Source organism: Stenotrophomonas sp. STEN008 (genome assembly GCF_056760435.1).
Map to the genome: position 1 here is coordinate 1 of NZ_JBRRET010000089.1, position 517 is coordinate 517.

Sequence of the window (517 nt, forward strand, 5' to 3'; positions counted from 1 at the left end):
GCTCTCATCGCGCCGATGGAAGCGCACGCTGCCCAGCTCGGCGGTGTCATGGCTGTGATCGGCCAGCACCAGGGTGTGGCTGCCGAAGTCGGCACTGCCAGGGTCACCGGCATGCTCGAACCAGTAATAGATGCCTTCCTCGGCCAGCAGGCGCTGCAGGAAGGCCAGGTCGCTTTCCTGGTACTGCGTGGTCAGGCTGCGCCGGGCGTACTGGCCGCCATCGGCCAGCGACCAGCGCCAGGCCGGGGCCAGGCCACCGTAGTCGGCGAAGATGTCCTCGACGATCTCCACGACCGTCCTGTCGTGGAACACATAGCTGTCCACCCGCTGCGACAGGAACGCCAGCCACGGCTGCAGGCGCAGCCGGTAGCGTGCCAGGCCGCCATTGCTGCCCAGCCGCTCGGCAGCGGTGATGCGTCCATGCAACGGCCGCAGGCTGCCGTCGGCCTGCTGCATCTGCAGCAGCGCGCCCTGCCCGATCAGCGGGCCCAGCGGCAGGCCCGCATCCAGCGACAGC

The 517-nt window shown here is 69.4% G+C and carries 1 protein-coding gene; it reads right to left on the reverse strand.

Annotated elements, in window-relative coordinates; translation table 11 throughout:
• On the reverse strand, window positions 1–516 hold a 516-nt coding region (locus ACVOME_RS18670), incomplete at its 3' end, for a type VI secretion system Vgr family protein (RefSeq protein WP_481505396.1).
• Window position 517: the final 1 nt, after the last annotated feature.